The sequence below is a fragment of the Nocardia sp. NPDC057668 genome, from assembly GCF_042799795.1.
Classification (GTDB): domain Bacteria; phylum Actinomycetota; class Actinomycetes; order Mycobacteriales; family Mycobacteriaceae; genus Nocardia.
This window is the reverse complement of the sequence record NZ_JBHVIC010000003.1, coordinates 320,832-345,738: the sequence shown is the minus strand read 5'-3', so window position 1 is coordinate 345,738 and position 24,907 is coordinate 320,832. Positions and strand designations below refer to the sequence as shown.

28 protein-coding genes are annotated in these 24,907 nt (G+C 68.0%); 17 read left to right on the top strand and 11 right to left on the bottom strand.

What is annotated here, in order from left to right:
* Positions 1-121: 121 nt before the first annotated feature.
* Positions 122-928: a helix-turn-helix domain-containing protein gene (locus tag ACFVBH_RS20125; RefSeq protein WP_379004547.1), complete on the bottom strand. Its 807-nt coding sequence runs from the start codon at positions 926-928 to the stop codon at positions 122-124.
* A 99-nt stretch (positions 929-1,027) separates the two neighbouring features.
* On the opposite strand from ACFVBH_RS20125, the gene ACFVBH_RS20120 reads away from it, so the two are divergent.
* The 4 genes from ACFVBH_RS20120 to ACFVBH_RS20105 all read left to right on the top strand — a co-directional run bounded on the left by ACFVBH_RS20120 (position 1,028) and on the right by ACFVBH_RS20105 (position 4,014).
* Positions 1,028-1,435, top strand: a complete 408-nt coding sequence (locus tag ACFVBH_RS20120) for a hypothetical protein (protein ID WP_379003292.1) — start codon at positions 1,028-1,030, stop codon at positions 1,433-1,435.
* A complete protein-coding gene (locus tag ACFVBH_RS20115; protein WP_379003290.1) occupies positions 1,432-1,929 on the top strand; it encodes an SgcJ/EcaC family oxidoreductase in 498 nt (165 codons plus the stop codon). The genes ACFVBH_RS20120 and ACFVBH_RS20115 overlap by 4 nt, the downstream gene beginning before the upstream one ends.
* Before the next feature lie 73 nt (positions 1,930-2,002).
* Entirely contained in the window at positions 2,003-3,349 is a 1,347-nt protein-coding gene (locus ACFVBH_RS20110; RefSeq protein ID WP_379003288.1) for a sensor histidine kinase, read from the top strand.
* Complete coding sequence (locus tag ACFVBH_RS20105) at positions 3,346-4,014, top strand: response regulator (protein ID WP_379003286.1); 669 nt, start codon at positions 3,346-3,348, stop codon at positions 4,012-4,014. The genes ACFVBH_RS20110 and ACFVBH_RS20105 overlap by 4 nt, the downstream gene beginning before the upstream one ends.
* A gap of 15 nt (positions 4,015-4,029) precedes the next feature.
* Here the strand turns inward: ACFVBH_RS20105 and ACFVBH_RS20100 are convergent, their stop codons facing one another.
* The 3 genes from ACFVBH_RS20100 to ACFVBH_RS20090 all read right to left on the bottom strand — a co-directional run bounded on the left by ACFVBH_RS20100 (position 4,030) and on the right by ACFVBH_RS20090 (position 7,916).
* On the bottom strand, positions 4,030-5,562 hold the full coding sequence (locus ACFVBH_RS20100) for an alpha/beta hydrolase (RefSeq protein ID WP_379003284.1): 1,533 nt from the start codon (positions 5,560-5,562) through the stop codon (positions 4,030-4,032).
* Positions 5,563-5,997: 435 nt separating this feature from the next.
* Complete coding sequence (locus ACFVBH_RS20095) at positions 5,998-6,792, bottom strand: hypothetical protein (RefSeq protein WP_379003282.1); 795 nt, start codon at positions 6,790-6,792, stop codon at positions 5,998-6,000.
* 350 nt (positions 6,793-7,142) lie between these two features.
* On the bottom strand, positions 7,143-7,916 hold the full coding sequence (locus tag ACFVBH_RS20090; RefSeq protein WP_379003280.1) for an ATP-grasp domain-containing protein: 774 nt from the start codon (positions 7,914-7,916) through the stop codon (positions 7,143-7,145).
* Positions 7,917-8,302: 386 nt separating this feature from the next.
* Between ACFVBH_RS20090 and ACFVBH_RS20085 the strand changes: the two genes are divergently transcribed.
* The 3 genes from ACFVBH_RS20085 to ACFVBH_RS20075 all read left to right on the top strand — a co-directional run bounded on the left by ACFVBH_RS20085 (position 8,303) and on the right by ACFVBH_RS20075 (position 10,466).
* Positions 8,303-9,175, top strand: coding sequence for a helix-turn-helix domain-containing protein (locus ACFVBH_RS20085; RefSeq protein ID WP_379003278.1), 873 nt, complete (start codon positions 8,303-8,305; stop codon positions 9,173-9,175).
* 86 nt (positions 9,176-9,261) lie between these two features.
* Complete coding sequence (locus tag ACFVBH_RS20080) at positions 9,262-9,939, top strand: DUF998 domain-containing protein (RefSeq protein ID WP_379003276.1); 678 nt, start codon at positions 9,262-9,264, stop codon at positions 9,937-9,939.
* A gap of 35 nt (positions 9,940-9,974) precedes the next feature.
* Positions 9,975-10,466, top strand: a complete 492-nt coding sequence (locus tag ACFVBH_RS20075) for a hypothetical protein (RefSeq protein WP_379003274.1) — start codon at positions 9,975-9,977, stop codon at positions 10,464-10,466.
* Positions 10,467-10,510: 44 nt separating this feature from the next.
* Here ACFVBH_RS20075 and ACFVBH_RS20070 read toward each other — a convergent pair whose 3' ends face one another.
* On the bottom strand, positions 10,511-10,714 hold the full coding sequence (locus ACFVBH_RS20070; protein WP_354990738.1) for a DUF397 domain-containing protein: 204 nt from the start codon (positions 10,712-10,714) through the stop codon (positions 10,511-10,513).
* Positions 10,711-11,610 (bottom strand): helix-turn-helix transcriptional regulator, encoded by a 900-nt coding sequence (locus tag ACFVBH_RS20065; protein WP_354990739.1) that lies wholly within the window; start codon positions 11,608-11,610, stop codon positions 10,711-10,713. The genes ACFVBH_RS20070 and ACFVBH_RS20065 overlap by 4 nt, the downstream gene beginning before the upstream one ends.
* Before the next feature lie 331 nt (positions 11,611-11,941).
* Here ACFVBH_RS20065 and ACFVBH_RS20060 point away from each other — a divergent pair, with 331 nt between their 5' ends.
* The 5 genes from ACFVBH_RS20060 to hisG all read left to right on the top strand — a co-directional run bounded on the left by ACFVBH_RS20060 (position 11,942) and on the right by hisG (position 14,387).
* On the top strand, positions 11,942-12,166 hold the full coding sequence (locus ACFVBH_RS20060; protein WP_379003271.1) for a hypothetical protein: 225 nt from the start codon (positions 11,942-11,944) through the stop codon (positions 12,164-12,166).
* The gene (locus ACFVBH_RS20055) at positions 12,163-12,348 is read left to right on the top strand and encodes a hypothetical protein (RefSeq protein ID WP_354990741.1); all 186 of its coding nucleotides are present in this window, start codon (positions 12,163-12,165) and stop codon (positions 12,346-12,348) included. The genes ACFVBH_RS20060 and ACFVBH_RS20055 overlap by 4 nt, the downstream gene beginning before the upstream one ends.
* Before the next feature lie 84 nt (positions 12,349-12,432).
* A complete protein-coding gene (locus tag ACFVBH_RS20050) occupies positions 12,433-13,014 on the top strand; it encodes a TerD family protein (protein ID WP_354990742.1) in 582 nt (193 codons plus the stop codon).
* Positions 13,015-13,184: 170 nt separating this feature from the next.
* Positions 13,185-13,448 (top strand): phosphoribosyl-ATP diphosphatase, encoded by a 264-nt coding sequence (locus ACFVBH_RS20045; protein ID WP_067710097.1) that lies wholly within the window; start codon positions 13,185-13,187, stop codon positions 13,446-13,448.
* Positions 13,449-13,535: 87 nt separating this feature from the next.
* A complete protein-coding gene (gene hisG, locus ACFVBH_RS20040) occupies positions 13,536-14,387 on the top strand; it encodes an ATP phosphoribosyltransferase (RefSeq protein ID WP_354990743.1) in 852 nt (283 codons plus the stop codon).
* A gap of 120 nt (positions 14,388-14,507) precedes the next feature.
* Here the strand turns inward: hisG and ACFVBH_RS20035 are convergent, their stop codons facing one another.
* A complete protein-coding gene (locus tag ACFVBH_RS20035) occupies positions 14,508-15,440 on the bottom strand; it encodes a RecB family exonuclease (RefSeq protein ID WP_379003268.1) in 933 nt (310 codons plus the stop codon).
* 85 nt (positions 15,441-15,525) lie between these two features.
* Here ACFVBH_RS20035 and ACFVBH_RS20030 point away from each other — a divergent pair, with 85 nt between their 5' ends.
* Positions 15,526-16,359: a tRNA (adenine-N1)-methyltransferase gene (locus ACFVBH_RS20030; protein ID WP_354990950.1), complete on the top strand. Its 834-nt coding sequence runs from the start codon at positions 15,526-15,528 to the stop codon at positions 16,357-16,359.
* 86 nt (positions 16,360-16,445) lie between these two features.
* Here the strand turns inward: ACFVBH_RS20030 and ACFVBH_RS20025 are convergent, their stop codons facing one another.
* Together ACFVBH_RS20025 and ACFVBH_RS20020 are read right to left on the bottom strand one after the other, a co-directional pair.
* Positions 16,446-16,868, bottom strand: a complete 423-nt coding sequence (locus ACFVBH_RS20025; RefSeq protein WP_379003266.1) for a hypothetical protein — start codon at positions 16,866-16,868, stop codon at positions 16,446-16,448.
* A 54-nt stretch (positions 16,869-16,922) separates the two neighbouring features.
* Positions 16,923-17,447, bottom strand: a complete 525-nt coding sequence (locus ACFVBH_RS20020; protein ID WP_379003264.1) for a hypothetical protein — start codon at positions 17,445-17,447, stop codon at positions 16,923-16,925.
* A gap of 180 nt (positions 17,448-17,627) precedes the next feature.
* On the opposite strand from ACFVBH_RS20020, the gene arc reads away from it, so the two are divergent.
* On the top strand, positions 17,628-19,388 hold the full coding sequence (arc, locus tag ACFVBH_RS20015) for a proteasome ATPase (RefSeq protein WP_354990953.1): 1,761 nt from the start codon (positions 17,628-17,630) through the stop codon (positions 19,386-19,388).
* A 65-nt stretch (positions 19,389-19,453) separates the two neighbouring features.
* Here arc and ACFVBH_RS20010 read toward each other — a convergent pair whose 3' ends face one another.
* The gene (locus ACFVBH_RS20010; protein WP_379003261.1) at positions 19,454-19,897 is read right to left on the bottom strand and encodes a MarR family winged helix-turn-helix transcriptional regulator; all 444 of its coding nucleotides are present in this window, start codon (positions 19,895-19,897) and stop codon (positions 19,454-19,456) included.
* Positions 19,898-19,987: 90 nt separating this feature from the next.
* Between ACFVBH_RS20010 and ACFVBH_RS20005 the strand changes: the two genes are divergently transcribed.
* On the top strand, positions 19,988-21,748 hold the full coding sequence (locus ACFVBH_RS20005; protein WP_379003259.1) for an ABC transporter ATP-binding protein: 1,761 nt from the start codon (positions 19,988-19,990) through the stop codon (positions 21,746-21,748).
* A 69-nt stretch (positions 21,749-21,817) separates the two neighbouring features.
* Here ACFVBH_RS20005 and ACFVBH_RS20000 read toward each other — a convergent pair whose 3' ends face one another.
* On the bottom strand, positions 21,818-22,225 hold the full coding sequence (locus tag ACFVBH_RS20000; RefSeq protein ID WP_354990956.1) for a hypothetical protein: 408 nt from the start codon (positions 22,223-22,225) through the stop codon (positions 21,818-21,820).
* A 408-nt stretch (positions 22,226-22,633) separates the two neighbouring features.
* Here ACFVBH_RS20000 and ACFVBH_RS19995 point away from each other — a divergent pair, with 408 nt between their 5' ends.
* Together ACFVBH_RS19995 and hydA are read left to right on the top strand one after the other, a co-directional pair.
* Positions 22,634-23,470, top strand: coding sequence for a nitrilase-related carbon-nitrogen hydrolase (locus ACFVBH_RS19995; RefSeq protein WP_379003256.1), 837 nt, complete (start codon positions 22,634-22,636; stop codon positions 23,468-23,470).
* Positions 23,470-24,891: a dihydropyrimidinase gene (gene hydA / locus ACFVBH_RS19990; RefSeq protein WP_379003253.1), complete on the top strand. Its 1,422-nt coding sequence runs from the start codon at positions 23,470-23,472 to the stop codon at positions 24,889-24,891. Before ACFVBH_RS19995 ends, hydA begins: the two co-directional genes overlap by 1 nt.
* Positions 24,892-24,907 lie beyond the last annotated feature (16 nt).

Here is a 24,907-nt window from a genome sequence, read left to right as displayed (position 1 = left end):
GTGGGCGTCCAAGCCGTGAAGGTCCGGCATCGGCCGTCCCCCACACGGTTCACACCGGGCGCAGCCGTGCTCCGCGCCGGCCCATGATTCCCGCCTCCCGCACTTCACTACCGGCGGGCTGTCAGGGTTGGATGCCGGCACCCGCGGTGAAGAGCGTGCGCAGTGCGTCGGCGGTCAATTCGTCCATCGGATAGAACAACTCGATCGCCAGTTCCGCGAGCGTGACATCGGAGGGCGCCCCGAAGGTGACCATGGTGCTGAACATGCGAAGCTCACCCATCGGGGTGGCGATGCGCAGCGGCACCGCGAAGGGCGTCGGTGCACCGGGATCGGGTTCGGTGTGCGCCGGGACCGGGTATCGCGAGACCTCGTCGTACAGCTCACGCAGAATCGGATCGCCTGTCGCCCGCACCTGGCGGAGCAGCCGTTCCAGCAGGAAATCCCGGACCTGACCATGGTTGATCATGCGCGTGGCGGCATCGGGCGGGCCGGGGTGCAGGGCCAGGCGGTAGACGTTGGGCCGTTCCATCAGCCGCTCGTCGACCTCGCCGGAGAACAGGCCCATGGCGCGATTGGTGGCGACGACATTCCAGTACCGATCCACCGCGATCGCCGGATAGGGCTCGTGCGCGGTCAGCATGGTGTCCAACGCAGCCCGGGCAGCGGTGAGCTGGACATCGTCCAGGCTGCTCTCCCGGTACTGCGGCGCGTATCCGGCCGCGAGCAACACCGTATTGCGCTCGCGCAGAGGAACTTCCAGGACATCACAGAGCTTGAGCACCATGGCCCGGCTCGGCTGGGACTTTCCGGTCTCGATGCAGGACACATGTCGTGCCGAACTGTCGGCGGCGAGCGCCAGATCCAGCTGACTGAGCCGCCGCCGCTGTCGCCACTCCCGCAGCAGCCTGCCGACGGGGGATTCCTGCATCGAACGCGTCACTCGGACACGCTATCGGGCCGGAGCGGCCGGTCGCCATGACCCTCGAGGTCATTGAGACGATGACCGGCCACTGGCAACGTCGGCGTCATGACCACCACGATCACCTTCGACTCCGGCCCCGGGCTCCGCACCGCCTTGCGTGTAGATGGTTGGAGCACCGGTGTTTTCGGCGTATTCCTGCTGGCCACCGCCCCGCTGTTGCGTGAACCACTCGGATTGCCGCCCGCCTGGTCGGTCCCCTTCGGTGTCGGCATGCTGGGCGGCGCCGCGGCACTGTTGCTCATCGCGGGCCACCCGCGGCTACCCTCGCGCCTGGTTGCCGCCGTCGTCGCGGTCAACGCGCTCTCTGCGGTGATCATGGTCGAACTCGCTGTCCTGGACCTGATTCCGCTGACGAACCGGGGCCGGGCCTTCATGCTCGCCGGCGCGGCGTTCGTCGCGGCTTTCGCCGTCCTCGAGTTCGCGGGCCTGCGCCGGGGACAGGCGGCGTCATGACCGACGAAACCGCCGTCCTCGCCCTGCTGCGCGCGCAGATGGACGCCTGGGCCGCAGGTGACGGCACCGCCTTCGCCGCCACGTTCACCCCCGACGCGGATTTCGTATCGGTGATCGGGGAACGCGTCCAAGGCCGGACCGACCTCGCCACGGTGATGCAGGAGGGCTTCGACGGGTTCATGAAAGGCACCCGCATGGCAGAACCCGACACCACGACGCTGCGCTTTCCCCTGCCGAATGTCGCGGTGCTGGTCACGGTGGGCGATCGCCCCATGCCCCCGGGGTGGCCGCGCCACCCGAGGCACGGTCCGTCCAGACCCGAGTCGCGTTGCGGCAACAGGGAATGTGGCTGTTCACCAGCTTTCAGAACACACGGATCAGTCAGTTCCCGCAGTGAGTCGGGGACGGTACGAAGCGAGTGCTGGGCGACTGCCAGCGTGGTCATACCGGGAGACCACAACGCGGGTCTGCCACCAACCCGCTCTATCCCGTAGGTCGTAGCTGGGCACGTGCGATCTCATCCTTGGAGGTGAGGGCCGATCGGGGGGCCCGGATTAGGGTGGGCCGGTGGTCGGCGAACGGGTGGTGGGGTGGCTGCGTGGGCGGCCGGTGCTGGTCGACGCGGTGGTCGCGGGTGTGGTGGGCATTGTGTGCGGGCTGGTCGGATTGCTGGTGGGGGCCGGGGGCGACTACTTCGTGTTCACCGTGGCGTTGCTGGCGCCGGTGGCGGTGCGGCGGCGGTGGCCGGAGGGGTCGGCGGCGGTCGTCGGGATCGTGGCCCTCGTGCAGTGGGTGACGGTGCGTGACACGACCGGGGCCGTGCTTGCCGACGTGGCGGTGCCTATCGCGGTGTACACGCTGGCCGCGCACGGGCGGGGGCGGGCGAGCGGGATCGGGTTGATCGCGGGGCTCGGGGGCGCCGTGTTGGGTGGGTGGAGTTGGCCGCAGTTGCCCATGCCTGCGCTCGCGCATCTGATCGTGGGGGCGTTTCTGGCCAGTACGGTGGTGGCGGCGTGGCTGGGTGGGGCTTGGCAGCGGGCGCGGCGGGGCGAATTCGCGGCGCTCGCCGAGCGGGCCGCGCTCTTGGAAACCGCACACGAGCAAGGGGTTCGGCTGGCCGTACTGTCCGAGCGGACCCGGATCGCACGGGATATTCACGACATCCTCGCGCATGCGCTGGGGGTGATCATCGCGCAGGCCGACGGTGGGCGGTACGCGGCGCGGGCGCAACCGGAGCGGGCGGTAGAGGCTTTGGGGGCGATCGGGAAGCAGGGGCGGGAAGCGCTCGGTGAGACCCGGCGTGCGATCGGGGTGTTGCGGGCCGGTCCGATCGAACCGGCCGCGGCCAAGCCCGCGCCGGGGCTCGCCGATCTGGGGCCGCTGGTCGCCGATCTGCGGGCGGCCGGGCTGGAGGTCGCCTTGGACGTCGAATTCTCCAGTGGCGATACCGATCCCGGGATCGGGTTGCTCGTCTACCGGATCGTTCAGGAAGCGCTGACGAACGTCGTCAAGCACGCGGGGGCGGATGCGCGCGCCTCGGTGTCGGTACGGCGCGAGGCGGAGGAATTGCTGGTTCGCATCGCCGATGACGGCGGGAGTCTAAGTCCCGAGGTTCGAAATTCAGGGCGGGGAATCGCACTGGAGCGAACCTTTGGGCAGGGAGATGCCGCCCACGGGACTCCCGGGCATCGAAGTGCACGGGAAGGAATCTCTGGGCAGGAAAGCTCCGGGACAGTAGGCCACGGACGGCCACCATCCGCGAACCTCGACGAAAGTGGCATCGGCAGAAACGGATACGGCCTGATCGGTATGCGTGAGCGGGTGTCAGCATATGGCGGCGTCCTGGAGTTCGGGCGGCGAGACCAGGAACCCGGGCACCAGTTGCTGGCTCGAATTCCGTTGGAGCAAATGTGAATCCGCAGACCCCACCGATCACCGTGCTGCTCGTCGAAGATCAGGCGCTCGTGCGCGCAGGATTCCGCATGGTGCTGGAATCGCAGCCGGACCTGCGGGTCGTGGGTGAAGCCGGAGACGGAATCGTCGCGCTCGAGATGGCCGCTCGCACCATCCCGGACGTGGTCGTCATGGATATTCGGATGCCCCGGCTCGACGGCATCGAGACCACCCGGCGGCTGCTGGCCGCCGACCGACCGCCCAGGGTGCTCGTGCTCACCACCTATGACCTCGATGACTACGCGGTCGCGGCCGTGCGCGCCGGCGCCAGCGGATTCCTGCTGAAGGACGCTCCGCCGGAGGACTTTCTGTCCGCCGTGCGCACCGTCCACGCGGGCGATGCGGTGCTGGCCGCCTCCACCACCCGTCGTCTGCTCGATCGCCTCGCGCCGCCGCTCGACCCGGTCGCACAGCGCCTGGTCGCCGCGCTGACCCCGCGCGAGACCGACGTCTTGCGGGTCATGGCGCGGGGGTTGTCCAACGTCGAGATCGCCGCGACCCTGGACGTCGGCGCGGGGACCGTGAAAACCCATGTGCGGCATATTCTCGCCAAACTCGGGGTGCGGGACCGCGTGCGGGCGGTCATCATCGCGCACGAGGCGGGGCTGGGTCGCCCGCGGGCGTGACGACCCGGCCCGCGATCATCCTTCGCGCGTGCAGTTCAGGTCGGTCACCGGCAATGTGCCGTCCAGCAGATACCGTGAGATCGCGTCGTCCACGCACGGGTTGCGCTCGAAGAGATACACGCCGTGCCGGACAGCCTTTTTCAGGGTCACGCTGCGTGATCCGGCCAGTGCCCGCCGCATCGCACGTTGCCCCGGCTCGGGCGCGACGGGGTCGCCCTCGGCTCCGACCAGCAGAACCGGCAGCTCGTTGCCTATGCCGGTTGCTGTCTCGGTGGGCCGCACCGGCCACAGCGAGCACGGGGTGAGCCGCCGGGCCAGCGCGCCGTAGATCGGTTCCGCGGCGCGGTGGTCCTCGATATCGGTGAAGTAGGCGTCCGTGTCTCGCGCGGGGCGGTCCGCGCACTGGTTGGCAACCGTTGCGCTGAAACCCAATTCGGGTAGCACAGTGGTCTCGGCATAGAGCGCCAGCTTGGCCGCCAGGCTGTCGGGCAGATCGACCGGCACACCGAGGGACGCATCGGACAGAGCGCGCAGTTGGGCCGCGAAGTCCGTGTAGGTGGCGTCGGAATCGTCGACGGTCAGCATCAAGCCGGGCATGAGTTCGCGGGTCACGGCTACCCCGGCGAGCGCCACCGGCGCGGCGGCGACCCGCTCGAGCATCCCGTCGATGGTGGACAGAACCGCGTCCGGCGCCGCGCCCCAACCCAGCTCGGGACGCTCGGCGGCCCAGCGCGCCCAATCTTGCAGCGCGGCTGACGCGGCGGGCGCGGTCGCACGGGTCAGATCCGGGCCGGGAGCACGGGGATCGAGGGCGCTGTCCAGCACGAATCGACCGCTGTGCTCGCCGAACATCTGCAGGTAGACCGCGCCGACGTAGGTGCCCCAGGACCAGCCCAGGAACGACAGCTCCGATTCGTTCAGCAAGCCTCGCAACAGATCCAGGTCCCGGGCCACGTTGCGCGTGGACGCGTGCGGGAGCAGGTCATGATCCGGTTCGCACCGGCGAGCCAGCTCCCCGGCGACGGCGACGGTCCTGTCGAACCCCGCGCGATCCGCGGGCGCTGTCTGCGCCAGGGCCAGGTAATCGCTTGTCTTCCAGCCGCATTCGAGCGGCGAGCTGGCACCGAAGAACCGTGGATCCATGCCGACGAGGTCGTATCGCTCGGCGAGTTCAGCGGCGCCCGGATGCCCGCCCTCGGGTCCCTCGATCACCATCGGCACCCCGTCCCGCGACGGTCCCGGCCCCCCGGTCTGCACGACGAGCGTCCCGAGCCGCCGAGTCTGGTCCGTCGCGGCGCGCCGGGCCACCGCGATGGTGATGGTCCTGCCGCCTGGGTCGTCGTAGTCCAGCGGCGCCGAGAACTCCCCGCACTGCGCCCCGACCGCTGACAGCCTCGCCCCGATGGCGTCCTCCGCCCCGGTGCGGCAGTCGTGCCACGCGATGACCTGCCGCTCGCCCCCCGATGGCTCGCACGCGGCGCCTCCCGCCACGACCACACCGGCCGCCACCAGCGCCGTGACGCTTCGCTGAATTCTGTTCTCGCTCACGGAATCGACGCTAGGCAGCGCCGTCGCATCCGGCGTCTACCCGGCGGCCGACATTCCTCGCCTCGGAGTGAGCCCGGAGGAACAGCTGATGTGCTGACGACCCGCCGGGATCGTGCAGTCGACTCCGGTCCGCGGAGTTGCAGCACCGCGGGTGTGTCCTTGACCGTGCTCAGCCCGGGGAACTTGGTGATCAGCGCGTCGCGGCGTGCGGCCGCCCGCCTGCGCCCGCCGGGTCCGCCACGAGCCGTCCGTGAGAACGCGGTCGATGCATCGGACGCACAACCCGGTCTCCGAGGTACGGCGGGACCGGACAGGTGCGGGTGGCCCGTCGGGTGATCCGCACATCGGGCGGGGTAGGTCTCGGCCATTCGCCGGAAACTACGGGGGCGGGATAGCGTTCGGACAGCGCATTTCCCGATCAGTTCGGCGCGGTGGTCACCAATGCTCCGGAACCGCGGCCAGGAACGCGCCGTCGCCGGCGCGGCGGTATGTGGCGAAGCCGCCTTTCAGCTCATTGAAGGACACGTGCGTCGGGTACGGGGCGGCGCGGAGGTCGGCCAGTACCGCGTCGTCCGGGAGGTCGGCCGCGGCCGCTGCCACCTCGGGGTCGGGGGAGTGGCGGGCGGCGTCTGCCGGGATCGCCGGGGCAGAAGGGGTTTCGTCGGTCAGGACGAACTCGTTCTGGCGGTGGAACCAATCGGCGAAGACGGTCTCGAAGTCCAGGGCCGCGAGGTCGTCATCGTCGAGGTCGGGATCCAGGTCGTCCACGCGTTCGCCCGCGGCGACCTCGGCTGCCAGGGCGATCCCGCCCGCCAGTGCCAGGAACCAGTCGGTGACCGACGCCGCGACCAACGTGCTGGAGTTGTCTTCCCAGTGTGAGAACACCCGGCCCCAGCGGCCGGTGATCGGGTCGATGTCGACGTAGTAGGTCTCGGCGGCGGCGTTGGTGTGCAGCACCCACCAGGTCCCTGCCTCGCCTGCCCGGCCGGACTTCGGGGTGCTGTTCCGGTTGTGCGAGAAAGTGATCGGGTCGTATTCGTCGAACCAGAGCTCGCCGATCTCACGGGCCAGCAGGCGAATCTCGGCGGGGACGGGTACCGGCCAGGCGTCGATCACCTCGTCGGAAACACCCGGCTCCAGCCGTACCGCGCCCGCCGCCGACGCTGCCGCCGCCCGCAGGCGTGCCACCGCGTGTTCGGCGCGTGCCACCGCCGCTATCGAGTCCGCCATGATTTCCCTCCCGATCACGATGCCGCCTAACGCTATCCGACCTCTTCGAGGGATTGTGCGTCGCCGAGGGCGGCCGTACACCGACGCGTGCCGGGTTGCGTGCTCACGTGCCGGGACGGGACACGCCGCCCGCACTGTTCCCGAGAACCTCCGCCGCAGGTGCGACCCCGGAAGTCGGCGACACCGCCCGCTCATCGGTGCGACGCGTGCCCGCGACCCGCTCCGGCGGGGTGGGCACGCGTCGCAGCGCCACCAATGAACCGGTGCGCGCAGGTGATTCGACCGCCGCTGCACGACGTCGGCCGCCCCGATGAGCAATCGCGGTTGAATGAACCGGCGGCGGGGCGTCATCACACTTCGGTGCGGGTGACCGCCTCGGATTCCATGGCCGTGATGAAGTCGGTGACGTCGGAACCGTAGACGCCCCAACTGTTCACGCCGCCCAGTTCCACCAGGCGGAAGACGCCATCCGGGTCCACGCCGACATCGACGGTGATCATGGTGAGGCCGTGGGCGAGCATGCAGGTCGCCGCGATCTCGGCGAAGGTCCGGACCGGATCGGGGACCCGCAGGTAGGGCTCGTCCGGATAGCTGCTGCCGCAGACGAACCGGCCGTCGCGGCAGAAGCAGCGGTACTCGCGTTCGAAGGTCACGACCTCGGAGACGACGACCAACTCATCGCGGTGACGGTCGTACAGGCGCAGCCATTCGCCGAGGTCGCCGACCGCGTGTACGCCCGCGGGGAAGAGTTTGAAGTTCGTGTCGCTGCGGAGGAAGACCCGGTCGGCGTCGAACATCCGCTCGAGCGGGAGGGTGGGGACCGCCGCGAACGGGACGAGGACGGCGGTGCGGCCGAGGAGGTCGTAGACGTTGCGGTAGTAGGACGAACAGCGCAGTGCCGCATAGTCGTCGAACACCGCCTCGCCCAGCCGAGGGTCGCGGCGCAGGCGGGTCATGGTGGGCATCGTCCCGTACCCGACGACCGCGCGACCCGCGTCGACCTCGGGCCAGCTTCCCACCAGGGCGTCGTGCGTGCTGACGATCAGTGGATCGTCCAGTGCGGCCGCGACCGCCGCCGAGCCCGGGAACTCGTCATGGAGGTCGATGATCCACCGCGGTCGCATGGTCCGATGGTATGCGTGACCGGCGCGGGATCCGCGGGGCGGCAGCAGGACTCGGCGTACCCGCGGCCGGGTGCGATCCGCGGACCTCAAGATCGCCGTCCTCGAAGACTGTTGTGGCGCATGAGCTGTGAGAGCGCAGGTCGAACGACGACGCTGATGATGTCGGCGCATACGTGAGCTCAGCAGATCGTGTCGCGCCGGGATCGGAGCAGTGGTACGGCCGCTGGGTGCTCTCCGGCGTGTGGCGCGCCGCGCCGGCTCCATCGCGGTGATGAGCGGGAAACGGAATGAGGTTCCACGGGAACGTCGCGGCCGTGCGGTGCTCGGTGACGGCCGGGCCGGCCGACGTCGGCGTACGGCAACGCCGGATCCGTAGTGTGGAGCGTGTGGGAGTATCCGAAGCCGGGGACGTCGGCGGGGCGGGGTGGGACTTCGCGGGGCCGGTGGCGGGCGGAGAGCCGGGTGCGGCGCTGATCGGGTATCGCGACCTCGGCGGGGCGGGGTGGGACTACCGGGCGGCCGCGACCACCGCGGTCGGGGTGGTGATCGAATTCTCGGGGCGGGATCTGACCGTTGACGGTGCGGGCGGGCAGCGGCGGCTGGGCGGGTTCGTCGTGGGACTTCCCATGGGGGCCACTCGCATTCGCAGCGTCTCCGCCGAATGCGTCGAGGTGCGGTTGTCGCCGGCCCGGGCCTATTCGCTGCTGGGCGTCGCCGCGCACGAACTGGGGCCGGGCGTCGTATCCCTCGACGAGCTGTGGGGGCCGGAGGCGGACCGGCTGCGGGAGCGGCTCGCGGCGGCGGGGAACTGGGAGCGGCGGTTCACGGTCACGAAAGCGTTTCTGGCCCAGCGTGACAGGCCGGACCGGGTGCTGGAGCCCGAGGTCGGCGCGGCGTGGCAGCGCATCGTCGCCGCCGGTGGTCAGGTGCGGGTCGCCGAGCTCGCGCGATCGCTCGGCTGGAGTCGTAAGCGGCTGTGGTCCAGGTTCGAGGACCAGATCGGACTCACGCCCAAGCGCGCGGCGATGCTGGCCCGATTCCGTTGCGCGACAGTCGGTCTGCTGGCGGGCAGGCCGGCCGCCGAGGTTGCGGCGGCCTGCGGGTACACCGATCAGGCGCATCTGTGCCGGGACGTGGCGATCTTCGCCGAGCGCACGCCGGGGTCGCTGCGGGCGGACGCGCTGCCCGCCATCGCCGCGGACCGCGACCGGGCCTGGGGAACATTTTTCCAATCCCCGAGCCGAGCCGCCGGCCGATAGTGGTGTCCCCGGCTGCGGCGCGCTCCCCGCGCGACTCGGCAACCGCACCGGCCGACGAGAGGACACGTGTCGTGCGGACACCCTTGATGACGAGACTGCTACTGGCCTGCGGTGTCGTCGCGCCACTGTTGAACATCACCGTGCTGCTCATCCTCGGGGCCGTTCGCCCCGGCTACGACGCCTGGCGGGTCCCCGACAGCAACCTCGAACTGGGGCCCGGCGGCTGGATGCAGATCACCAACTACATCGCCACCGGAATCCTGCTGCTCGCCTTCGCATTCGGTGTGCAGCGGGTGCTGGGCGCCGAACGCGGTTCGGGCCGGGGCCCGATCCTGCTCGCCGTCTACGCCCTCACCTTCGTGGCGATCGGCCCGATCCTGCCCGACCCGTCCCTGGGCTACCCGGCGGGCGAGCCCACCGACCTGACCCTGCACGGCGCGATCCACAGCGTGCTCGGCCTGATCCAGTTCTCGTCGCTGAGCGCGGCGTGCTTCGTCCTCGCGCGCGGCTACGCAATGCTCGAAAGTCGTAGCTGGCAGCGGTATTCGATGACGAACGGCGTGCTGGTGGCCCTGTCCTACATCGCGTTCGCGCTCACCGCGAAGCTGGTGGACGGTGGCCCGGCGGGGCTCGTCGAGCGCATCGGCCTCGGCCTGTGTGGAACATGGATCGCGATCCTCGCGATCCGGTTGTCGCGCGGCCTCATTCGGCGTTCGACCGTGGCGGCGCGCGGTGCGGTGGTGCACAGGGCCGACGCGGTATAGGTCGGGTGTCGGGGACGCGGAGTATGTTGCGGCGCATGGAGTTGGTGCTACCTCGGCCCGAGGAACTGTGGTCCCTGATCGTTTCCGAGGGGTACGCGTACCTGATCCGGGCGGGGGAACCGGGCGTGGCGACGAAGCTCGCGGCGACGGACGCACCGCACCCGACGGCGGGAGACCGGCTCGCCAGTGAAGACGGCGCGGGAAACTGGTTCGTGCTGGTGTGGGTCGAGGCCGGCCGGGCGCTGCTGTTCGGCGCCGACGAATCGAGCGAACTGTTCGAGACCGACTTCGACCCGTGGGGCGATGCGCCCGAGTGGGTGCGGGCCATCGACCGTCCTACGACGCACCCGAGGCTGCATCCGGAGTCGGACCTGGTGTCGTTCGCCCGGTGGTGGGACGGCGCGAGCTGGTGCCGGACGCCGTTCGAGAATCACCTGGACGACGAACTCTTCGCCGATGATCCTGACGCCGACGACGGCTTCTACATGGGCCTGCGGTCGGTGCTGGATCCAGCGTTTCGCGGCTGACCCGGGACAGCTCCCCGAAGCGGCCCCCGGTCAGTCGTGCTCGGCTACAGGTCGAAAGCGCCCGTACCCACCGAGGATACGAACCGGTCCCAGGCAGCGGGCTCGAAGACGAGCACCGGGCCGGCGACACCGAGCTTCGAGTCGCGCACGCCTACCGTGCCACCGCGCAGGTGAGCCGCTTCGACACAATGCTCGCCGCCACCGCTGCGACTGCTTTTGAACCAGCGCGCTCCGTCTAGATCGTTCACGCTTCGTACTCCTTCGCTACCCACCTCAGAAGGTGTTTGCTATCAGCAGGATTCAACGCTACCTGCCCCAGCGCCATATGGGCGTTCAGGTACCTGTCGACATCGCTTGCGCGGTCGTAGTACAGCCGAGATCCATAGCCTTCGATGTAGACGGTTGTCGGTTCGACCGGCCGTTTCGTGGCCGGATCGGTGGGAAAGTGCAGGATGACGAAGGGGCCGGAAGGGATGCCCAGCGGAAAACCCGCCTTGAACGGGATGATCCGGACCTGGACGTTCGGGGGAGTATCGGCCAGTTTTCGCAGCTGAGCGGCCATGATTCGCTTGTTGCCCGACCAGCGGTGCAGCACAGCCTCATCGAGCAGTAGATCGACCTCGACGGGAGACAGCCTGCGATTCAGCGCCGTCTGTCGCTGCATCCGCACCTGGATGCGCTGCTCGAGTTCCATCGGCGTGTCGGATGAGAAGAACACGCGATCCAGTTCCCGCGCGTAGTCGGCGGATTGCACCACACCGGGCACGATGTCGGCCTGGTACATGATCACTTGTGCCGCAGCTGCTTCCAGGCTGACGTAGGTCTCGAAGTCATCGGGGATGAGATCCTCGTAGCGATGCCACCAGACCCGTTCGTCCACCGGCCGTGTTCGGTGGTCGGCCTCGGTGGCCAGAGCCTTCAGCGCGTCGGTCTTGGGTTCGCATCCGTAGACCTTGCACAGAGCTTCTATGTCCAGCAGCCGGATTCTGGGCGACTCACCTGATTCGAGGCGTTGCAGTGTGCCGGCGCCGCGTTCGATCAGGCGTGCGGCGTCTGCGATCGAAAGGCCTGCGGCCTGACGAAGTTCCCGCAGCTGTCTGCCGAGTCTGCGACCGGGGATGGTGGTTCGATTCTTACCGCTCATTAGCCTGGCTCCCCATTTTTTGGGTGGCGCTGTGCGCCGTACGTGGGTGGCAGATATCTAATTCCGGGGCGGAGCGTGAAAAGTTCCCAGCTGTATTGTCCGCTGACTTCGGGTGCCGTGCAGGGAAAATGGGCGGATCTGCTTTGGGTGATCCGAAGTGCTGTTTTCGCAGGCGAGAGGCATGTCTACTGGAGATCGCCCCGGCCGGTGGGCAATTGGACACGGCGATTCGGTAGTCATCAGTGCCCGTTGTGCATTCGGGTCGTCCAACTCCAGCACCTGCCTGCCCGGCAACACAGCAAGCATCGAATCCAGAAGGAGGTGACCGAGAATGTTCGACGACCTTCCCCTCATCAACCACGATCCCGTCCCCTGGGAAACCATGACCGACGCCCGCGCGCACCGCGTCATGCAGCAGCACGGGTCGTGTCCGATATCGGTGTGCGGAGCCAAGTCTCAGGCGCACTGCATGCTCGTCGCCGCGGGCCGTGTGACGCCCGCGGGATCGGCCGCGCGATCGGTGACCGCTGTCACAGCGGCGGGGTGGCGGGCATGAAGACCTACATGAGTCACAACTATCCCGAGCGTCCCGTGCTCGATCTGGAGATCGCCAAGCGCGAACGGGACAAGCATCGGGACTGCGGCGACGACTGTGATGCCAAGCGCTACTTCACCCGGCTGGTGCCGCAGATCGAACGCCGCGCGGGTGCCTGGAACATCTGGGCGCGGCCGAGCTGAGGTCCGGCAACCGCGCGGAAAAGTCCGCTACCAGGTATTTCGCTGCCCCCCAACGAAACCGGTGATCGCCGGTACGCTGAGGGCGTGATTACGCTTCGAAAAGAAGACGGTGCGGCTGATCTCGGCGGGATCACCAAACTGAGTGTGGGTGTGAGCTGGGATCCTTCGGCGGGCAGCAGCGGCGGTGTGCTCGGCATCGCCAGGCGCAAGCGCGGGGTGGATCTGGATCTGATCGCGATTCTCATGCAGGGCGCGGAGCCGGTGCGCTTCGCGGGCCTGGACTCGCTCGATCCGCTCGGCAACGGCGCGGTGCTGCACACCGGCGACGAGCAGACCGGCGCGGCCAGTGGTGACGACGAGACCGTGCATGTGACGTTCGCCAATGTTCCGACCGCCATCGACTCGATCATCTTCGTCGCCGCCGCCTTCAAGAAGGGCTCGAGCTTCGAGAAGGCGAACAACATCTCGTTCAAGATCTACGACGCGACCGGCGGCAGCACCCAGCAGGTCGCCGACATCTGGCCCTCGCTGCTGGGCACCGACAACGCCAACGCCATCGCCCGGGCCTTCCGCAACGGCCCGGACTGGCAGCTCGAGGTGCTCGACCGCAAGGGCAAGATCAAGCAGGGCGACATGCAGGCCCTGCTGCGCTTCGGCCTGGCCTGACCGGCCGCGCGGCCCCGGACGCGGGCCCGCGCCGACGCGCTCTCGACCCGCGACCCCCGGCCGCCGACGCGGCGAACCGGGGGTCGCCGCGTGGGCCCGGGCCGCTGACCGCACCGAACGGACCGGGTGAATTGCGGGCAGGATGCGGCGGTCTGGAACAATGGCTCTCCGTGAAAACTTTCGAAGCCCTGTTCGCCGAGCTGCAGGATCGTGCTGTCAACCGACCCGAGGGGTCCGGAACCGTCGCCGCCTTGGACGCCGGTGTGCATGCGCAGGGCAAGAAGGTACTGGAAGAGGCCGGTGAAGTGTGGCTGGCCGCCGAACACGAGAGTGACGAATCCCTTTCGGAGGAGATCTCCCAACTCCTGTACTGGGTGCAGGTGCTGATGGTGGGCCGCGGCTTGCGGCTCGAGGACGTCTACCGACATCTGTGATGCGCCGATTCACCGCACAGCCAGTGCGGCCGACGACCCCGCGACCACTGTCTTCGCGTCCCCCCACCCGCCCCGAAAGGAATATCTATGCTTCGCGTCGCCGTCCCCAATAAGGGATCGCTCAGTGAGATGGCCGTGGCCATCCTCGCCGAGGCCGGCTACCGCGGCCGCAAGGACGCCCGCGATCTGAGCGTGCTCGACCCGGCCAATCAGGTCGAGTTCTTCTTCTTGCGCCCCAAGGACATCGCCATCTACGTCGGCTCCGGCGAGCTCGACCTCGGCATCACCGGGCGCGATCTCGCGCTCGACTCCGGCGCACCCGTGCAGGAGCGCCTGGCCCTGGGCTTCGGCCGCTCCACCTTCCGCTACGCCGCCCCCGCCGGCCGCGAATGGAAGGTCGAGGACCTCTACGACAAGCGCATCGCCACCTCGTACCCCAACCTGGTGCTCTCGGACCTGGCCGCGCGCGGCATTCAGGCCGAGGTCATCCGACTGGACGGCGCGGTGGAGATCTCCATCCAGCTCGGTGTGGCCGACGCCATCGCCGACGTGGTCGGCTCCGGCCGCACCCTGCGCCAGCACAACCTCGTCGCTTTCGGTGATTCGCTGTGCGATTCGGAGGGCGTGCTCATCGAGGCCAAGGACGCCGATCGGCAGAACAAGGCGCGTAACCAGCTCGTCGCGCGCATCCAGGGCGTGGTCTTCGCCCAGCAGTACCTGATGCTGGACTACGACTGCCCGAAGGATCTGCTCGACGCCGCGGTCCGGATCACCCCGGGCCTGGAGTCGCCGACGGTCTCGCCGCTGACCGATCCGGACTGGGTCGCGGTGCGTGCGCTGGTGCCGCGCAAGGACGGCAACGAGCTGATGGATCAGCTCGCCGAGCTGGGTGCGAAGGCCATCCTGGCAACCGATATCCGGTCCTGCCGCGCCTTCTGACCCACGGTCCGAAAATCGCGCCCGCTGCAATGTTGCAGCGGGCGCGAGTGCTGTGCGGGGGAGTCCGCGGTGCCGGGCAGCGACCGTAAGTGGTTGTGACGCCCCGGAATCGGCGCGCGGTTACGTCGTCGGTGTTCCGTCGGCGTTCTTCGCGATGGTCGGGATCGCGTGGTTCGCGACGGTCGGGATCGGCAGATCCTGGCGGCCGCCGGACAGGGGTTGCGGATCGGCCGGGTAGGGCGGTGGGGTGCCGCCGAATTCGGGGCACAGCGGCTTGAAATCGCAGTACTTGCACAGCCAGGACCTGCTGGGCGGGAAATCGCCTGAGGCGGTGGCGGATTGGATGGCGAGCCAGAGCGCGGACACCACGCGCTCGAAGCGCAGCAACTCCTCGGCTTCGGGCTGGTAGGTGAGGGTCTGCTCGTCGGCCAGATACATCAGCCGCAGGGCGGTGGGTGCGGTTCCGAAGGTGCGCAACAGAACCAGGGCGTAGAACTTGAGCTGGAACAGCGCGCGCATCTCATGATCCGGCGCGGGTGATTTTCCGGTTTTATAGTCGATGACGTGCAGTCCGCCGTCGCTCGCGCGGTCGATGCGATCCACGAATCCGCGCAGCGGAGTGCCGTCCGGCAGATCGGCCTCGACGAAGGCTTCCAGGGACTGCGGGGTGAAAGCGGTGGGGTCCTCGAGGCGGAAGTAGACCGCGACCAAGGCTCGCGCCTCCGCGTAGAAGCCCTCCAGTTCATCATCGGCAATCAGGCCCGCCGTATCGGCGCGCGATTCCAGCATGCGCTGCCAGGCCGGTGCGACGAGCGCGTCCGCGTGCGCCTGATCGCGCTCGGCCGCGGGCAGTGCGAACAGATCCTCCAGGACCGAGTGCACCAGCGTGCCGCGCACCGCCGCGCGGGACGGGGGCTCGGGGATCCGGTCGATGGCCCGTAACCGATACTTCAGCGGGCACTGCTTGAAATCTATTGCGCGCGAAGGCGACAGCGCGGGCTTGCGTGGCGTCTCGCCCGCCGAGTCCGGGGTAGTGATAGCGGGTACCGACATACCTGGCAGGCTAAACGCCGGCACCGACAAGGTGCGATGCCGATTTGGCAGCAAAATCGCAGCGAAACAATGAGGACGGAGATTCATGACGGCCAGACGGACCGGGCCTTTCCAGATCGGTGACCGGGTGCAGCTGACCGACGCCAAGGGACGCAAGTTCACGGTGATTCTGGCGGAGGGCGCTTTCTTCCACACCCACGCCGGTGAGATCGCGCACGACGATCTGATCGGCGCCGACGAAGGCTGCGTGGTCACCTCGGCCAAGAACACGCCCTACCTCGCGCTGCGGCCGCTGCTCACCGACTACGTGCTGTCGATGCCGCGCGGCGCGGCGGTCATCTACCCCAAGGACGCCGCGCAGATCGTGCACGAGGGCGACGTCTTCCCCGGCGCCAAGGTGCTCGAGGCGGGCGCGGGCTCGGGCGCGCTGACCTGCTCGCTGCTGCGCGCGGTCGGTCCCGAGGGCAAGGTCATCTCCTGGGAGATCCGCGAGGATCACGCCGAGCACGCGGTGCGCAACGTCGAGAAGTTCTTCGGCGAACGCCCGGACAACTGGGAACTGACCCTCGGCGACGTCGCGGAGTACTCCGGCGAACAGGTCGATCGGGTCATCCTGGACATGCTCAAGCCGTGGGACACCCTGGACGCGGTCTCCAAGGCCCTGGTCCCCGGTGGCGTGCTCATGGTCTATGTGGCCACCACCACTCAGATGTCCGAGGTCGTCGAGCACCTGCGCCGCCAGGAATGCTGGACCGAACCGCGCGCCTGGGAGTCCATGGTCCGCGGCTGGCACGTGGTCGGCCTGGCCGTGCGCCCCGAGCACCGCATGCAGGGCCATACGGCCTTCCTGGTGAGCGCACGACGCCTCGCCGACGGCACGGTGGCACCCAAGCCTCAGCGGCGCGCGGGCAAGGGCTGACGAGCGCCCTGAGACGTGAAAGCGCCCCCTGCCGACCCGGAGCAGGGGGCGCTTCGCCGTTCGGCGCCGGTGCGCGCGGCGGTGAATCAGCAGGCAGCCTTGCCCATGGCCAGGATCATGCAGCCGGTGCCCTCGGAGAGCTGCCAGGCGCCGTCGGCGTACTGCCAGGTCATCGGGACGCCGGGCATGGTGCCGTGCGGGGACGAGATCGCGACCGCGGCGTTCGCGCCCTCGCCGTTCACCTGCACGCCCGAGACGCCGAAGCCCACGTGCCCGTAGTTGCCCAGCGCACTGCTCATCTTGTCGATGTTGCCGGACTTCGCGGCGCCGCCGACCATGAGCTTCTCCTTGTCCGCGGTCGGCACCGCGGGGTCGACGAAGCGGTCGAGGGTGGACTGGAGTTCCTCCGGCGACGGCACCGGCGCGGCGGCGGCCTGGCCCGCGCCCGAGGCGAGGAGCAGGGCCGTTCCGGCGGCGGCGAGACAGAGGCGGGCGGTGCGAGCGAGCATGGGGGAGCGTGCCTTTCGGGTCTTACGGGCGATTCGAGTTATGCGTTGCAGCTATTACGGCTGGCAGGCGGCGCGCGCCATGCCGAGCAGCGTGCAGGCGCCGGCGTCGGCGAGCTTCCAGCTGCCGCCGTCGTACTGGAAGGCGATCGGCACGCCCGGCATGGCGCCGTGCGGCGAGCCGACCGCGACGGTCGCGGTGGCGGTGTTGCCCTCGGTCTTGACCTCGCCGACGGTGAAAGTGACCTGGTAGCCGGCCAGGCCCTGGTTCAGGGTCTCGATATTGGCCAGTCGCTTCTCGCCGCCGACCACCAGTTTCGCCTTGTCCGCGGCCGGTTTTGCCGGGTCGGCGAAGCCGGTCAGGATGCCCTGCAGCTCGGCCGCGGTGGGCGCGGGCGCTGCGGCCTGTGTCTGTGAAGTGGCACTCGCCGAGGTCGAATGCGTGGAATGGTTGTTGTCCTCGGAGCCGCAACCCGCCACAGTGGCGGTAACGGCGAGGGCAGCCGCAGCGGTAGCCACGGAAACACGCAGCGTCCGCGAGACGTTGCGCATACCAGGGATACGGCCGGTGGGAAGGAGCATCTACGGCACCCTTTCGGATCGGCGGCGAAGTAACTCGCCGGAAACAGGTTAGGGCAGGCTAACATGCTTGACCGGGCCGCCCGCCGCAGCCTAGATGTGATCACGACGAAACCATGTCGGAAAGCGGGATCGAGTATCGCCCGGTAGCGTTGATAGACCGGGACTGGGAGGAGCAGCATCATGAGCCCCAACGAACATTCGGATTCGGCAGCCTGGAGGGAACTCGAGGCGGTACGTGCCGAGGCGGCTGCACTCCGGAGGCAACTCGCCGATTCACCGGATCGCGCACGGGAATTGGAAGCGCGCATCGATTCGCTGACGATTCGCAACACCAAGCTGATGGACACGCTCAAAGAAGCGCGTCAGCAATTGGTCGCGCTACGTGAGGAAGTCGATCGGCTCGGCCAGCCGCCGAGCGGCTACGGCATCCTCCTGGGTGTGTACGAGGATCAGACGGTCGACGTCTTCACCTCGGGACGCAAGATGCGCCTGACGTGTTCACCGAACATCGACACCACCATTCTGGTCCAGGGTCAGACCGTGCGTCTCAACGAGGCACTGACCGTGGTCGAGGCCGGGCGGTTCGATCAGATCGGTGAAATCGGCACGCTGCGCGAGATTCTCGACGACGGCAAGCGCGCCCTCGTGGTGGGCCACGCCGATGAGGAACGGGTGGTGTGGCTTTCGGGCCCGCTGTCCGAAATGGTGGATGTCGACAACGTCGACGATCCCGATCGCCCCATTCGTAAACTGCGGCCGGGGGATTCGCTGCTGGTCGACTCCAAGGCGGGCTTCGCGTTCGAGCGGATTCCCAAGGCCGAGGTCGAGGATCTCGTGCTCGAGGAGGTGCCGGACGTCGACTACCTCGACATCGGCGGCCTCTCGCGCCAGATCGAGCAGATCCGCGACGCGGTGGAACTGCCGTTCCTGCACAAGGATCTGTTCCGCGAATACGCGCTGCGGCCGCCCAAGGGCGTGCTGCTCTACGGCCCTCCCGGTTGCGGTAAGACGCTGATCGCCAAGGCCGTCGCCAACTCCCTGGCGAAGAAGATCGCCGAAGCGCGTGGCGAGGATGCCAAGGAAGCCAAGTCGTTCTTCCTGAACATCAAGGGTCCCGAGCTGCTCAACAAGTTCGTCGGTGAGACCGAGCGTCACATTCGGATCATCTTCCAGCGGGCGCGTGAGAAGGCCAGCGAAGGCACCCCCGTGATCGTGTTCTTCGACGAGATGGACTCGATCTTCCGGACCCGTGGTTCGGGTGTGTCCTCCGACGTGGAGACCACCGTTGTGCCGCAGCTGCTTTCGGAGATCGACGGCGTCGAGGGCCTGGAGAACGTCATCGTCATCGGCGCCTCCAACCGCGAGGACATGATCGACCCGGCCATCCTGCGGCCCGGCCGCCTGGACGTGAAGATCAAGATCGAGCGTCCGGATGCCGAAGCGGCACAGGACATCTTCTCCAAGTACCTGATGGATTCGCTGCCGCTGCACTCCGAGGACGTCTCGGAGTTCGACGGCGACAAGTCCAAGTGCGTGCAGGCCATGATCGAAAAGGTCGTGGAGCGCATGTACGCCGAGTCCGAGGACAACCGCTTCCTGGAGGTCACCTACGCCAACGGTGACAAGGAGGTCCTGTACTTCAAGGACTTCAACTCCGGCGCCATGATCCAGAACATCGTGGACCGGGCCAAGAAGTACGCCATCAAGTCGGTCCTCGAATCCGGCGCGCCGGGCCTTCGCATTCAGCACCTCTACGACTCCATCGTCGACGAGTTCGCCGAGAACGAAGACCTCCCCAACACCACCAACCCCGACGACTGGGCGCGCATCTCCGGCAAGAAGGGCGAGCGCATCGTCTACATCCGGACCCTGGTGACGGGCAAGAACGCCTCGGCCAGCCGGGCGATCGACACCGAGTCGAACACGGGTCAGTACCTGTAAATCGGTAAAGGCAAGGGGCGCACTTCTTTCGGGAGGTGCGCCCCTTGTCGTACGGGTCTCCGGTGTCAGCTCCCGGAGCGTTCACTCGCGTTCGCGTCGAGTTCGGCGAGGATCTCGCGCAGGGTTTCGCGGCGGGCGGGGGGCAGGGTCGCGAAGAGGTTCTCGGCGGCCTTGCGGCGGGCCGCGTCGATGCGGGCGAGGGTCGAACGGCCGGTGCCGGTGAGGGAGACCAGGGTGGCGCGGCGGTTGGTGGGGTCGGCCGCGCGCGTGACGAGGGCGGCCGATTCGAGGGCGTCCACGACCGTGGTGGCCGAGCGGGGGACTATGCCGAGGCGGTCGGCCAGGTCGGACATGCGCAGGGGTTCGGCGGCGCGGCTCAGGGTGCGCAGGGCGCGGCTCTGACCGGGGGTGAGGCCGAGCGGGGCGAGATCCGCCATCTGAGCGCGGCGGATGCGTTTGGCGGTGCGCACGAACAGCTCGGGTAGATCGGTGTCGGGGGCCTCGTCCATGATGCTGAGCATAAGTCATTGTCACTGGGAACAATATTGAGTCAGACTCAGTTACACGCTGTGTTCTCAGATCTCAGGAAGGAGGCGCCTATGGCTGCCCGATCCGAGCTGCGCCGGATTATCCGGCTGTTCCACCCCTATCGTTCCCGGCTCGCCCTGGTGGGCGGGCTGGTCGCCCTCGCCTCGGCGGTGGGCCTGGCCTCGCCGTTCCTGGTGCGCGGCATCATCGATGATGCCCTGCCGCACGGGCGGACGGGGCTGCTGACCCTGATGGCCGCCGGCATGGTCGCCGTCTCGGCGCTGACCGCCGTCTTCGGGGTGTGGCAGACCTATCTGTCGACCGCCGTGGGCCAGCGGGTCATGCACGATCTGCGGACCGCGGTCTACGCGCGGCTGCAATCGATGCCGCTGTCGTTCTTCACCGCCACCCGCACCGGCGAGGTGCAGTCGCGCATCGCCAACGACATCGGCGGGATGCAATCCACGGTCACCTCGACCGCGACCTCGCTCATCTCCAACTTCACCTCGGTGCTGGCCGCGGTCATCGCCATGTTCGTGCTGGACTGGCGGCTGACCCTGGTGTCGCTGGCCATGCTGCCGTTCTTCGTCTGGATCAGCCGCCGCGTGGGTTCCGAGCGCCGGCGCATCACCGGGGAGAAGCAGAAACAGCTGGCCGGAATGTCCGCGATCGTCGAGGAATCACTGTCGGTCAGCGGAATACTGCTGGGGCGCACCATGGGTCGCTCCCCGGCGCTGGTGCACGACTTCTCGAAGGAATCGCGCGGACTGGTGGATCTCGAGATCCGCTCCAGCATGGCCGGGCGCTGGCGGCAGTCGACCATCACCATCGTGATGGCGGCCATGCCCGCGGTCGTCTACTGGGCCGCCGGGCTGGCCTCCGCGGCCGGAACGCCGCTGGTGTCCATCGGCACGCTGGTCGCCTTCACCACCCTGCAGGCCGGGCTGTTGCGGCCCGCGGTCATGCTGCTCTCGACCGGCGTCGAGGTGCAGAGTTCGCTGGCGCTGTTCGCGCGCATCTTCGAATATCTGGACCTGACACCCGATATCGCCGAACCCGAGCGCCCCGCGGCGCTGCCCGCCGAGGGCGTGACGGGCGCGGTGCGTTTCGAGGGCGTCGGCTTCGCCTACGATCCCGCCGACCGGAAGGTGTTGAACGACATCGATATCAGCGTTCCGGCGGGGACGAGCCTGGCGATCGTCGGCGAAACCGGTTCGGGCAAGACCACACTCGGATACCTGGTCGCGCGGCTCTACGATGTCACCGACGGCCGCGTCGCCATCGACGGAATCGACGTGCGGGAGCTGAGTTTCGCGGATCTGGCCGCCACGGTCGGCGTGGTATCGCAGGAGACCTACCTGTTCCACGCCTCGGTCGCGGACAACCTGCGTTTCGCCAAACCCGATGCCACGGACGCGGAATTGGTCGCCGCTGCCCGCGCCGCGCAGATCCACGAGCACATCGCGAGTCTGCCCGAGGGCTACGACACCGTCGTCGGCGAACGCGGCTACCGGTTCTCCGGTGGTGAGAAACAGCGCCTCGCGGTGGCGCGCGCGATCCTGCGCAACCCGCCGATCATGGTGCTGGACGAGGCCACCAGCGCCCTGGACACCCGCACCGAGCGGGAGGTGCAGGCGGCGATCGACGCGCTGTCCTCGGGGCGCACGACGATCACCATCGCGCACCGGCTGTCGACGATTCGCAACGCCGATCAGATCGTGGTGCTCGATCGCGGGCGCGTGGCCGAGCGGGGGACGCACGAGGAGCTGTTGGCGCGCAACGGGTTCTACGCGGATCTGCTGGCGCGGGATGAGGTGCTGGCCGCGGCCTGAGCGATTCGGGCCGGAGACGGCGAAGGGCCGCGATCTCGAATGAGATCGCGGCCCTTCGGCCGTGCGCGCTCAGCTGCCCGGGATGAACCCCGGGTAGATGAAGTGGTGCCCGCCGGTGAGCTGGGTGCTCGAGCCCAGTGCGAACGGGAAGTTGTTCGGCACGATGTTGAGCTTGTGCGGATTGCCCTGCTGGTCGGCCTGGAAGCAGCTCATGGTCTGCCCGTGGAAGGACGTGCATACGATGCGGGTGCTGGTGCCGAACGGCGAGGTCAGGCGGGAACGGCTCTCGAACGGATTCCAGTAGCCCGGATCGGCGGGGGTGAGGAAATCCTTGGTCTCGAACACCGAGATCGGGCTGTTCGGATTCCACTCCGGCCACTCGTCGGCGGATGCGGCGCCCGCGCCGAACGCGAGCACTGTTCCCGCCGTGGCGACGGTGGCCGCGGCCACGGTCGCAGCCCGGGTGATCGTCTTCATTGACCCCTCCAAAAATCGTCGTGCGGTTTTCGGCCTCACCCGGCGAATCGCTCGGGTCGCCGGGTTTTGTTACTCGTACTACGTACCCGATGGTCCGGTCGGTAACCCCGCCGTGACCGGGGGATCCGGTTTCGGGTCCGAATCAGCTGCTGGGACGGGTCGAATGGGTGTCCCGAGGCGAGCGGTGGTCCAATCCCGCATTGTGCCTGCGGCATTCGCCGAGGCCGCGCAGGCGTGGCACGCGGTCACCATCGAATGAGCCGGGGCAATTCGCGGACCGTGCGCATGCGGCAACCCCGCATCGGCTCGGATCTCGTGTCCGAATTCGATTGCTGAATTTACGGTTACGAATCCATTACCCCGGCAGGTAAGCCGGGAAATTTCGGTAGCGGTGCAGTATCACAGAGTATGGCAATCGTTCGAGCTGCGCTGGTCCAGACGAACTGGGCAGGCGATAAAGAGTCCATGATCAAGGCCCACGAGGACTACGCGCGCCAGGCCGCCGCCGCGGGTGCGAAGGTCATCTGCTTCCAGGAGCTGTTCTACGGGCCGTACTTCTGCCAGCTCCAGGACACCAAGTTCTACGACTACGCCGAATCGGTGCCCGGACCGACCGTGGACCGATTCGCCGCGCTGGCCGCCGAACTCGGCCTGGTCATGGTGCTGCCGGTGTACGAGCAGGAGCAGCCGGGACTGCTGTACAACACCGCGGCGGTGATCGACGCGGACGGCAGCTATCTCGGCAAATACCGAAAACACCACATTCCGCATGTGAACGGGTTCTGGGAGAAGTTCTACTTCCGCCCGGGCAATCTGGGGTGGCCGGTGTTCGATACCGCGGTCGGCAAGATCGGGGTGTACATCTGCTACGACCGGCATTTCCCCGAGGGCTGGCGGGCGTTGGGACTGGCGGGCGCGGAGATCGTTTTCAATCCCTCGGCGACCTCGCGCGGGCTGTCGAGCTATTTGTGGAAGCTCGAGCAGCCGGCCTCGGCCGTGGCCAACGAGTATTTCATCGGTGCGATCAACCGGGTCGGCATCGAGGAGTACGGGGACGACGATTTCTACGGGACGAGTTACTTCGTCGATCCCGAGGGCAAATTCGTCGGTGAGGTGGCCTCCGATACCGCGCCGGAGCTGGTGGTGCGGGACCTGGACCTGGATCTGATCAAGGTCGTGCGCGATCGGTGGGCCTTCTATCGAGACCGCCGGCCGGACGCCTACGGACCGTTGGTGACGCCGTAATGACGCGCGTATTCATCCACGGCGGAACCGTGGTGTCGGCCACCGGTTCCCAAGAGCTCGACGTGCTCATCGACGGGGAGACCATCGCGGCGGTGGTGCAGCCGGGGTCCACGGCGCTGGGGGTCGATCTGGCCGCGGCCGCCGATACGGTCATCGACGCCACCGGGCGGTACGTGCTGCCGGGCGGGGTCGACGGGCACACCCATATGCAACTGCCCTTCGGCGGCACCGAGGCCTCGGACACCTTCGAGACCGGCACCCGGGCCGCGGCCTGGGGCGGGACGACGACGATCGTCGACTTCGCCGTGCAGAAGCCGGGGGAGCGGGTGCAGGATTCGCTGGCGCAGTGGCATCGCAAGGCCGACGGGCAGTGCGCGATCGACTACGGATTCCATCAGATCGTGGGCGACGTCAACGCCGAATCCCTGAAGGGGATGGCGGAATTGGTCGCGGAGGGGGTGAGCAGCTTCAAGCTGTTCATGGCGTACCCCGGCGTCTTCTACTCCGACGACGGGCAGATTCTGCGCGCCATGCAGACCGCCGGTGATCTGGGCGCGCTGCTGATGATGCACGCGGAGAACGGGATCGCCATCGACGTGCTCATCGAGCAGACGCTGGCGCGCGGGGACACCGCGCCGTACTTCCACGGGACTTCTCGGCCTTGGCAATTGGAGGAGGAGGCGACCCATCGCGCCATCATGCTGGCGCAGGTGACGGGTGCGCCGCTGTACGTGGTGCACGTGTCGGCGAAGCAGGCGCTCGAGCAGATCGCCACGGCTCGGGGCAGGGGCCAGAACGTCTTCGGCGAGACCTGTCCGCAGTACCTGTATCTCTCGCTCGAAGAGCAGTTGGGCGCACCGGGTTTCGAGGGCGCGAAGTGGGTGTGCTCGACACCGTTGCGTGCGCGGGCCGAGGGCCATCAGGACGAGCTGTGGCGGTACATCCGCACCGGGGACGTCACCACGGTCGCCACCGATCACTGCCCGTTCTGCTACAAGGGGCAGAAGGACCTGGGCGTCGGGGATTTCAGCAAGATTCCCAACGGTATCGGCGGGGTCGAGCATCGGATGGATCTGATGTACCAGGGGGTGCGGGACGGTCGCATCTCGCTGGAGAAGTGGGTGGAGGTCTGCTGCACCGCGCCGGCGCGGATGTTCGGGATGTATCCGCGCAAGGGGGTGATCAGTCCGGGGGCCGATGCCGACGTGGTGATCTACGACCCGAACGGGCACACCAGCATCGGGCTCGGCAAGACCCATCATATGAACATGGACCACTCGGCGTACGAGGGGTTCGAGGTGGGCGGGCACGTGGACACCGTGCTCTCGCGCGGGCGGGTCATCGTCGACGGCGGGGAATACCTGGGTTCGATCGGCCACGGCCGCTTCCTGAAACGCGGACTGTCCCAGAACCTGATCTGACCCGAAGGGAGTGTGC